At 41.4% G+C, this 10,182-nt stretch carries 10 protein-coding genes, 1 tRNA gene and 1 pseudogene; 5 read left to right on the top strand and 7 right to left on the bottom strand.

Annotation, left to right across the window (positions count from 1 at the left end; translation table 11 throughout):
- Positions 1 to 6: 6 nt before the first annotated feature.
- The 3 genes from AN389_RS19070 to nudE all read right to left on the bottom strand — a co-directional run bounded on the left by AN389_RS19070 (position 7) and on the right by nudE (position 1,588).
- Positions 7 to 83, bottom strand: a tRNA-Met gene (locus AN389_RS19070).
- 148 nt (positions 84 to 231) lie between these two features.
- Positions 232 to 1,023: a 3'(2'),5'-bisphosphate nucleotidase CysQ gene (gene cysQ / locus AN389_RS19075; RefSeq protein ID WP_055016896.1), complete on the bottom strand. Its 792-nt coding sequence runs from the start codon at positions 1,021 to 1,023 to the stop codon at positions 232 to 234.
- Complete coding sequence (nudE, locus tag AN389_RS19080) at positions 1,016 to 1,588, bottom strand: ADP compounds hydrolase NudE (protein ID WP_029772216.1); 573 nt, start codon at positions 1,586 to 1,588, stop codon at positions 1,016 to 1,018. Before nudE ends, cysQ begins: the two co-directional genes overlap by 8 nt.
- Before the next feature lie 62 nt (positions 1,589 to 1,650).
- On the opposite strand from nudE, the gene yrfG reads away from it, so the two are divergent.
- A complete protein-coding gene (yrfG, locus tag AN389_RS19085) occupies positions 1,651 to 2,298 on the top strand; it encodes a GMP/IMP nucleotidase (protein ID WP_055016897.1) in 648 nt (215 codons plus the stop codon).
- Here the strand turns inward: yrfG and AN389_RS19090 are convergent, their stop codons facing one another.
- From AN389_RS19090 to AN389_RS19100, 3 genes are all read right to left on the bottom strand, one after another.
- Positions 2,299 to 2,922 (bottom strand): dUTP diphosphatase, encoded by a 624-nt coding sequence (locus AN389_RS19090; protein WP_055016898.1) that lies wholly within the window; start codon positions 2,920 to 2,922, stop codon positions 2,299 to 2,301.
- Positions 2,923 to 3,005: 83 nt separating this feature from the next.
- Positions 3,006 to 3,374, bottom strand: coding sequence for a YacL family protein (locus AN389_RS19095; protein WP_055020477.1), 369 nt, complete (start codon positions 3,372 to 3,374; stop codon positions 3,006 to 3,008).
- Between the two features lie 114 nt (positions 3,375 to 3,488).
- Positions 3,489 to 3,713 (bottom strand): hypothetical protein, encoded by a 225-nt coding sequence (locus AN389_RS19100; protein ID WP_004588664.1) that lies wholly within the window; start codon positions 3,711 to 3,713, stop codon positions 3,489 to 3,491.
- Between the two features lie 312 nt (positions 3,714 to 4,025).
- Here AN389_RS19100 and uvrD point away from each other — a divergent pair, with 312 nt between their 5' ends.
- From uvrD to AN389_RS19115, 3 genes are read left to right on the top strand one after another with little or no spacing between them, the layout of a single operon-like run.
- The gene (gene uvrD, locus AN389_RS19105; RefSeq protein WP_055016900.1) at positions 4,026 to 6,191 is read left to right on the top strand and encodes a DNA helicase II; all 2,166 of its coding nucleotides are present in this window, start codon (positions 4,026 to 4,028) and stop codon (positions 6,189 to 6,191) included.
- Positions 6,169 to 8,232, top strand: a complete 2,064-nt coding sequence (locus AN389_RS19110; protein ID WP_055016901.1) for a GNAT family N-acetyltransferase — start codon at positions 6,169 to 6,171, stop codon at positions 8,230 to 8,232. The genes uvrD and AN389_RS19110 overlap by 23 nt, the downstream gene beginning before the upstream one ends.
- Before the next feature lie 58 nt (positions 8,233 to 8,290).
- Positions 8,291 to 9,139, top strand: coding sequence for a hypothetical protein (locus tag AN389_RS19115; protein WP_055016902.1), 849 nt, complete (start codon positions 8,291 to 8,293; stop codon positions 9,137 to 9,139).
- A 48-nt stretch (positions 9,140 to 9,187) separates the two neighbouring features.
- Here AN389_RS19115 and AN389_RS19120 read toward each other — a convergent pair whose 3' ends face one another.
- Positions 9,188 to 9,844: an NAD(P)H-dependent oxidoreductase gene (locus AN389_RS19120; protein ID WP_055016903.1), complete on the bottom strand. Its 657-nt coding sequence runs from the start codon at positions 9,842 to 9,844 to the stop codon at positions 9,188 to 9,190.
- 139 nt (positions 9,845 to 9,983) lie between these two features.
- On the opposite strand from AN389_RS19120, the pseudogene AN389_RS20725 reads away from it, so the two are divergent.
- Positions 9,984 to 10,079, top strand: a pseudogene (locus AN389_RS20725) (sugar O-acetyltransferase); the annotation flags it as partial.
- Between the last annotated feature and the right edge of the window lie 103 nt (positions 10,080 to 10,182).

The following is a 10,182-nucleotide window of genomic DNA, read 5'->3' on the forward strand; positions in this document are numbered from 1 at the left end:
GGAAATTGGTTGCGGGAGCCGGATTTGAACCGACGACCTTCGGGTTATGAGCCCGACGAGCTACCAGGCTGCTCCATCCCGCGCCTGTAATTTCTTTGAAATAGTTTCGTGTTAATAACGAGCCTGTTTCGAAGAGAGCGCTATAATATAGGAATAAACTTATATTGCAAGGCTTTCACTCGTTAATTGCGTTCAACCGAACAAAAAGCAATCAAACCACTCTTTAAATCGCTATCTTTGATGCGGGCTTATCATTTTTTGAAACTCCCAATCTGGGTGTCCCATCACAATAAAATCTGGATTTTCGGTGCTCTCACGCTGGTTATATGTAAGCGGGTTAAACTCTGCATCGGTAATACACCCGCCCGCCTCTTCTACAATCACTTGTGACGCGCCGGTATCCCACTCGCCAGTAGGGCCAATTCGTAAAAAGCAGTCAGCTTTACCCTCGGCAACAATACATGCTTTTAGCGAGCACGAGCCTACAGCAATAGTGGCAAATTGCGTATTTAAATACTGACTGACCGCTTCAATTTTTTGTCTACGGCTTACTGCTAGCGTTAGGTTATCGGGTGTTGCTACCGACATTTTTGTATCGCTACCATTTTCTCGTTTAAATGCCCCCTGATTAGCAGTAGCAAAGTAAGTAATGCCTTTTGCTGGCCAATGGATCACACCTAAAACGGGGTGGTTATTTTCAATAAGCGCAATATTAACGGCAAAGTCACCACTTTCTAAAATAAACTCGCCCGTGCCGTCCATCGGATCTAATAACCAATAGCGTTGCCAGTCTTGTCTTTGGGCAAGTGCCGGAATAGGCGTCTCTTCTGACATAATAGGAATCTCGGGCGCAAGGTCTTTTAAACCTGCAACGAGCACATCGTTAGACGCTAAGTCTGCTTTTGTGACGGGCGTAGCGTCTGACTTTTCTTGTTGGCCAATATCATCTTTTTTATAAATAGCCATAATGGCATCGCCTGCTCGTTGTGCAAGCTCTATACAAGGCTCTAGTAGTTTATTCATTTGCAGCTCCAGACGCTAAATACTTATTTAATAATAACAAAGCGGCAACACTGCGAGCTTCGGTAAAATCGTCTTGCTCTAATAATGACTGCCAATCTGTTAATGGCCACTTAACAACCACTAGCGGTTCAGGCTCATCCCCTTCTAACGTTTGCGGGTATAGCTGCTTAGCAAATAAAATATGCATAGTTGCGTTAAAGTAACTTGGCGCCATTGATACTACTTTTAATGGCTCAAAAAATTCAGCGCCAAAACCCACTTCTTCTTTAAGCTCTCTGTTTGCAGCTTGTTGGGGCGTTTCGCCTGGGTCTATTAAGCCTTTAGGAAAACCTAATTGGTAGTCGTTCGTGCCTGCACAATATTCACGTACCAGTAGCATTTCGTTGTCCGCAGTTATTGGCACAATCATTACAGCCCCACGGCCACCGCCGCGTATTCGCTCATACTGGCGCTCTTCGTCATTAGAAAACTTAAGCTCTAATGATTCAACAGTAAATAAACGGCTTTTAGCAACTACATTATTACTAATAATTTGCGGTGGAGTTGGGTGCTTTTTCTGTGTCATTGGCGTTATTTTGCTATCATGGCAGTTGTGCTTAATCATAAACTTTTCACAAGGAAAAGCCCATGCTAAATTGGTCAAAAATCGATACCGTTTTACTTGATATGGACGGAACATTACTCGATTTGCATTTCGATAGTCACTTTTGGCTTAACGTTGTTCCAGAACAACTTGCACGCACTCGCAATATCACCCTTGATGAAGCAAAAGCCGATATGCACAAACGCTACCAAGCGGTAAGTGGCCAAATACAGTGGTATTGTTTAGATTATTGGGAAGAACAGTTAAAGTTGCCGATAATGGAACTAAAACGTCAAACCCAACACCTAATAAAAGTACGCGAAGATGTGCCTCACTTTTTAACTGAGTTAAAAAAAGCAGGTAAAGAGCTGATTTTGTTAACTAACGCCCACCCTGAAAACGTCATGCTCAAATTTGAACACACCGCGATAGATAATTATTTAGATGGCGTGGTGTCGACTCACCAATACGGCGTGAGTAAAGAGCAGCAAAGTTTGTGGCATCAAGTACAAAAAGACTTAGGGTTTAATAAGCAGCGCACTTTGTTTGTTGATGACAGTGTGCCTGTTTTAAATGCAGCCCGAGAATACGGCATAGAACATTTACTTGCGGTTGCTAACCCTGATAGTAAGCAACCACATAATGTAATAGCCGATTACTTAAACGTAACCGACTACCGCACTATTATATAATTAGCTTTTTGGGTAACGAGCTTCCAAACCTTGGTATACTAACTTTGCAAAGTCGGCATGTTCGGTATCAAGGCTTTTTACGACTTCAACCAAATGCTCGTTATCTTCTTGACCGTTCCACACTTTAATGTAGCTGCCATCTTTGTAGCCATGATCTTGGCGGAAAAAGTTTAACGTATTTTTCCCTACGTAACCCCGGTATAAATCGTCAATATCCATCCCTATTTGCGCCATACACCCTGCAAATGCAGCAGCGTTAAAGGTTTTGTTAGCCACTGCTGAAGCGGCTAATACTTCAAGCGTTTGTTTAAAATCTTCTGCGGCTTGAGGCGCGCTAAGTTCTTTCTCCAACTGTTTAGCTAATTCTTCGTAGGGTGTTGTTCCATCGATTCTTAATGACAAACCAAAATGAAATATATCAACCAATTCTAAAATGACTTGCTCAGTATCTGGGGTTTGCTTTTTCCACCACTTCCAACCGTAGTGGTCTAGCATTTCTGCACACTCTACCCAAATGGCTCTATACCACTCAAAACCTTGGCTAAACCATTGCTCATGAACCTTAGTATTCATGGCATTTTGCATTTCTAGCATAACGACTAGCTTATTTAAATTGGCAGACATATTCATTCCTGACGTTTTTGATTGGTGTAATAGTACAGATAAAAAAAGCGCAATGCATCAGCACTATTTTAATAATTCTGGTTTTACTTTGAGCCGCTAAAGTCAGCCCAAGATTCAATTAAATCTATAAAATCTTCAAAGCCACAACCACTCACTAGGCCATTTTCTTCAAGCATTAAGTCATCATCTTGATAGGCAACTAAGTCTTCACTGCCTTGGTGTAGGGCATGGGCTTCAAATAAGGCTTCGTCTTTAGAGAGTATTAAGTCTATTTCTTGGCCTTTTAACGTTATTGGCTCGTAGCTTGTTTTAACTGAGTTGATAAGTGCTTGTACCATCGCCACTTTTTCTTTGCCAATTTCTTCATTTAACCAGCGGCCAATTAGGGCATGCTCGCTGCTTATTTTAATGCGCAGCCCGCTAATAGGGTCACGTATAAATTGATATTCCATAATTTTTACTTATAAAACGCTAATGCACTAATTATACCCATAAATAGCCCTGAACACCGCCCCTAAAACGCAAAATAGCGCCAATGGGCGCTATTTAAATAGGTGGCATAAAAGCTAACTTCGCGATCTAAAACGTGCAGCATCTATAATCGACCATAAATAAATAATAGGCACAAGTACAAAGCCTACCAATACATAAATAAGTGCGTAACTAATTATAATAGCTAGCGCAAAGAAGATAGCAGCTAAAATACGCCCTTGTACCAGTTGCCCTAAACCAGGAAAAAATATATTACACAACGCCGCAATTACATTACCGCCAGAACCTTGATCAGCCATACTTACCTCTGTAGTTAATTAATTTTAAATTTTAGTTATTTACTTACTATCACACTTTATGCCAATTTTTTAAAGCTTAAAAATCAATTAGTTAAACTAGCACAAAATAACTGATTTAGTGTTTTTTACTAAATATAGGTCAATTTGATTATTTTTATTCTTAATTACAGTTACTTAACAGCATAAATAAACAGCTAAGCAATTAGTTTTACAAGTATTTTTAGAATAGCTGTTCATAAAAACAGTATTTTATTTAGCCTAACAAAAACACCTGTTATACTCCCTCTCATTATTGATTGAAAAGGCGTAACGATGGACGTTTCTGAATTACTCGATGGCTTAAATGACAAACAACGCGATGCCGTTGCAGCCCCACTACAAAACATGCTGGTATTAGCAGGTGCTGGTTCGGGTAAAACACGTGTTTTAGTTCATCGTATCGCGTGGTTAATGCAGGTTGAGCAAGCTTCTGCTTATAGTATTTTTGCGGTTACCTTTACTAATAAAGCCGCTAAAGAAATGCGCACCCGTGTTGAAGAAACCCTAAAAGCCCCCGTGGGAGGCATGTGGATTGGTACATTCCATGGTTTATCACACCGTATTTTGCGCGCTCATCATCGTGAAGCAAACCTACCAGAAGCCTTTCAAATTTTAGACTCTGACGATCAACTAAGAATGATCAAGCGCTTATTAAAGTCAATGAATATTGATGATAAAAAATGGCCAGCTAAACAATTTGGCTGGTACATCAGCGCTAAGAAAGATGAAGCCCTGCGTCCTAAAGATATTCAAGCCTACGATATAAACGAGCAAATGATGCTGCGTGTATATGCAGCCTATCAAGAAGCATGTGACCGCGCTGGTTTAGTCGATTTTGCAGAAATACTGCTACGTAGCTACGAGGTTCTTAAAAATAACCCTACGCTACTTCGCCATTACCAGCAGCGCTTTGCCCACATGCTGGTAGACGAATTCCAAGATACCAATACCATTCAATACGCATGGTTAAAGCTACTTGCAGGCGATACGCAAAGCATTATGATTGTAGGCGACGATGACCAAAGTATTTACGGTTGGCGCGGCGCTAAAATAGAAAATATAAAGCGTTTTTTAACAGACTTTAATGCTGAAACTATTCGCCTTGAGCAAAACTATCGCTCAACCGCAACCATTCTAAAAGCATCTAATGCGCTTATAAAAAATAATGCAGAGCGCATGGGTAAAAGCTTGTGGACCGATGGCAACGAAGGCGAGCCGATATCAATTTATGCAGCCTTTAACGAGCTAGACGAAGCCCGCTTTGTAAGTAGTAAGCTACGCAGCTGGTTAAATGCCGGTAATGCGCTGCAAGACGCCGCCATTTTATACCGCAGTAACGCGCAATCTCGTGTACTCGAGGAAGCCATGCTTCAAGAAGGCTTAAAATACCGTATTTACGGCGGTATGCGTTTCTTCGAACGTCAAGAAATTAAAGATGCGCTATCGTACTTACGATTGGTAGGAAACCGCCAAGACGACGCCGCATTTGAGCGTGTAATTAACACCCCTGCGCGCGGTATTGGCGATAAAACTCTTAGCCATATACGCGACTGTGCGCGTGCTGAGTCGCTGCCTCTTTGGTACGCGGCTAAAGCAATTGTTGAACAACAGCATTTATCGGGTCGTGCGGCAAGCGCTGTTACAAAGTTTGTAGAGTTGGTCGAACACATAGAAGATAAAATTAGCGACCTTACACTACAAGAGCAAGCCAAATACACGATTCAAACGTCTGGTTTAATGGCTATGTATCAAGCTGAAAAAGGCGAAAAAGGCCGCGCTCGCGTAGAAAACTTAGAAGAGCTTATCAGTGCATGCGATCAGTACGAGCTCCCTGAAGAAGAAGAGTTTAGCTCACCATTACAGGGCTTTTTAGCCTACACCTCGCTTGAATCTGGTGAAGGCCAAGCGGATGAGCACGAAGACGCTGTACAAATGATGACTCTTCACTCTGCTAAAGGATTAGAGTTTCCACTTGTGTTTATGGTGGGCGTTGAAGAAGGTATGTTCCCATCGCAGCAAAGTAATGAAGAATCAGGGCGCTTAGAAGAAGAACGCCGCCTCTGTTACGTGGGTATGACCCGTGCAATGGACAAGCTTTACATAAGCCATGCCGAAAGCCGCCGTTTATACGGCCAAGAGAAATACCACAGCCCATCGCGATTTTTACGCGAAATACCCGAAGACTGCGTAGAAGAAATTCGTATTAAAACGCAGGTATCGCGACCACCTGCTGCTGGGCGCTTTAGCGCGTCAGTAAGCCATGCAGCTTTTGAAGAAAGTGGGTTTAACTTAGGTCAACGTGTACTGCACGCTAAATTTGGTATTGGCACTGTGCTAAATTACGAAGGCAGTGGCGCACAATCGCGTGTACAAGTTAACTTTGACGACCTTGGCAGCAAATGGCTAGTGACCGCATATGCACGACTTCAAGCTGTATAAGCACTATGTTGAACAATTAACACAGCAACTAACTGACGCAAAACATCGTCAGTTAGTACTTATCACAGGCCAAGCCGCTTGGTGCTACGAGCTACTAAGCACATTAACAGACTCAGATAATGTAAAACTGCTGTCAAACAGCGGCATTGCTAATTCAAGTTGGCCTGAGCATACCCATGAACTACTTGGACAAGAGTTTATTCATGCCGTTTATGATGGCTTTAGTGGCATTTACCCCGATAAATTTGCTGCCCTTGCCGGTACCATAAAAGCAGGCGGTTTGTTATTTTTATTACTGCCTGACTTACAAAGTTTAGCCTCTTGGCAAGACCCTGCACTTAAAAGCGTGCAATCTCATGGAAGTAGTAATCGGCAAAGCTATTTTAATTTACGTTTTTCTCGCCTTTTACAAACGCTACCCGTCATACACTTTGATGAACACACTGACTTTAAACAGCCGCCGATCAAAAGCAATGTAACGAATAAAATTGAGTATCAGGCGCAGCAACAATGCGTTGAACAAATAATTAAGGTGGCCACAGGCCGCGCGAACAGGCCTTTAATTATTAATGCCGACAGAGGGCGAGGAAAATCAGCCGCGCTTGGTCTTGCAGCCGCAGCATTACATGATAAAAAAATCATTGTATGCGCAACACAATTCAGAGCCACCCATAGCTGTTTTAAGCATTTAGCTAAAACCTTACAGGTTGAATACAAGGCTCAGCAAAAACATTTAGCTAATTTACAATACATGGCCCCAGATGCACTGCTTAATCAGTTGCCGCAATGTGAACTATTACTGGTCGATGAAGCCGCCGCAATCCCTGTACCACTACTATTCGCCATGTTAAAGCACTACCCGCGTATAGTCTTTGCAAGCACCTTGGTAGGTTACGAGGGTAATGGCCGAGGCTATACCATTCGTTTTACGCAACATATTAAAGCAAATTACAAAGCGGCAAAAGTTGTAAACTTAGAAGACCCTATACGTTTTGCCAATAGCGACCCTCTTGAGCAACATGTACGCACACTCTTTGCTTTAGATGCACAATATAAAGAATACCCGCCCGCATTAAATAGCATTGAGCACGTTGAAGTCACTCAACAGCAACTCGTTGATAATGAGTCTTTACTGCAGCAAATAGTTGCGCTGCTCGCACTTGCCCATTATCAAAGCAGTGTTAACGATTTACGCCACTTACTTGATGCCCCAGCGCAAAGACTGTTTATTAGTAGATGCGACATGCATGTTGTGGGAGTGTGTTTAATAGCTGTTGAGGGCGGTATGGATGCAGAGTTAGCTAAGCAAGTAATCAGTGGTGAGCGGCGCCCACAAGGGCATTTAATGGCACAATCACTCGCGCAATTAAGCGCACAGCCAAGCTATTTAACAAAACAAAGCGCACGCGTTATTCGTATAGCTGTTGCACCTAACCTGCACCAACAAGGCGTAGGTAAAGCATTGCTAGCGCATTGCCAGCATCAGCTAACACCCACCTGTAGTTATATAGGTGCAAGTTTTGGGGCTACAGCCGGGCTTTTACATTTTTGGCAATCTCAAGGCTTTAGTACTGTTAAGCTAGGTTATCAGCGAGATAAAAGCACCGGTGAGCACTCAGCCCTTGTTGTTAAAGCATTAGACACATCCCCGCAGGGCTTACATACCTTAGCTCAGCAATTTAAAAGTGATTTGTTTTATGGTTTATTAACGCACTTTAGCCAACTCGACAGTGAGTTAGTCAGTGAGCTAATAAGTAAATTTCTCGATGAATCTAGCGTGCCCAGCCCACCTATTAACACTGCAATTAGTGCAATAAATCGCTTTAATACCGCGCCAAAACTATGGTATTTATTTAACCACTCACCGTCCTGCCTAATGGCAACTAAAAGTGAAGATCGCCACTTGCTGATACAAATGGTATTACAAAACCACAATAATGAGCAGCTAATCAAACAACACCGCCTAAGTGGGAGAAAAGCATTAGAGCAGCAATTTAAACTCGCTGTTAAATCACTAATTAAAAAACCACTCAACCTTTAAGCTATTTATCCATTTTGTTCTATCCTTAAAGCATTACAAGGCAATTAAAGATAAAGGTATGGAATTCATAAACTTTCAAGTGGGCTGTAAAACCATTTCACTTAAAATTCTCGATATTTTACTCACCGAGCGGTTTGATAATAACCTCACTACATTGCCAAATAACAATAAGAGCTTTATTGGTGTAAAAGACTACATGGAAACACCTACGCCAGTGTTCGACCTAGGTGTTATTTTAAATGGCAGCTCTACAGAGCAAAGTAATAAAAAAGCACTTAATGAGCTAAGAACCTGGCAAGCCTCGCTTAATGATTGGTTTAGCCAATTTGAAAAAAGCATCGCGCAGCAGAGTCAGATAATAACGAACGATAAAATTCAGCTGCACAACATCGCCGTATTTTATAAAGAGTTTAAAACCGACAACAGTGACCTAAAAACTATCATAGAAAAATTTGATGAGCCTTTTCAAGCGCTAGTTACAGCAACAGATCACGCAGTTAGTGCTCATAGCGAGCAGGACTATAAACAAGCCAGTAAATATGTAGCGAGTATAAAGCGCAATAGCTTTATGCAATTGCAACGACTGTTTGATGCGGCAAAAGAGCAAATAACACTCGACTATAAACCTATTATTGTTTTTACTACTAAAGACGGGCTCAACCCACATATCGGGTTACTAGTAGATAAAGTAGAGGACAATATAGATTATAAAAAAGAAGACATTAAGCCACTCGATAAATTAACCGAAGTAGGCTTTGATATAGACCCGCAAACCAAAGGCATGATGCGAGGGCTAATAAAGTTAGCCGAAAAACACAGTGTTTTAATAGATCCTAGCGCAATATTTAGACCTGATCATTTAGCACAAGAGGAAGACGAAGAAACACAAGCGTATGGTTTATTCTAAAAATAAAAAGCCGAGAAGATTCTCGGCTAATTAACTTATAGCAACACGTTATACAGTAGCAATAATATCTTCAACTGGTAAACGCGCTTTAGGTTTGCCAAAGTTCCAGTCTTCTTCTTCAACAGGGTAACCCATTGCAAGTGCCACTTCACAAATATGGCCATCTAGCTCTTCGCTAAACTTCTCGCCAATTAACTCTGGGTCAACACCTTCCATGGGTGTAGATGCAATATTTAAACGCGCCAGTGTATGCATAATGTTACCCAGTGCTAGGTAAACCTGTGCTTTAGTCCAGCTGCCATTATAGCCATTTTCATCTGTATTCATTTCTGCAAAAGCATAAGCACCCATAAAGCTCTCACGTAACTCTGCTGGTAAATGACCAGAGCTCACTTCGACATCCACACGTTTAACAAACTTCTCCTTAGTAAATTTAGGATCATAAGCTAATAACAGCGTATGCGATGCTTCTTTTGCATGAAGTTGATTGAATTGATGCTTGTTAGCAAATGTATCGTGTAAACGCTGCTTTGCTTCGTCACTTTCTACCAATACAAACTTCCAAGGTTGAGAGTTGATCGAAGAAGCAGACAAGCGAATAGCTTCTTTAATTACGTCAATATCTGCTGATGAAATACGTTTGTTCACATCGTACTTTTTAGCCGTATAACGGTTATGTAAGTCTTTAATAATCTGATGAGACATGCTTTTCTCCCCTTTGTGAGGTATGTAAATACAAGATGGAGCAAGTCTATAGTACTTGATGCCAATTGATAATTAGCTGAATACTTAAAAGACTTTCTAAAAAAAATTGATAATAGACCAAACCCATATCATTTTGGGTAACAGTTTTATTGCTGCGGGATCGGGCGTTACTAAAAATGTAGAGGCAAATACAGTTGTTGCGGGTAACCCTGCTCGTGAAATAAGAACACTATAATTTTAATCAATATGTTTTTTTAGCGTTGGGAGTCACTAGCTCGCCTGACCTAGATGGTAGGTGTTGGATGGGTATGTATTACGTGTGCTTATTTTCAGATAGC

Origin of the sequence: Pseudoalteromonas sp. P1-7a (genome assembly GCF_001401855.1) — a bacterium.
Classification (GTDB): Bacteria; Pseudomonadota; Gammaproteobacteria; order Enterobacterales; family Alteromonadaceae; genus Pseudoalteromonas.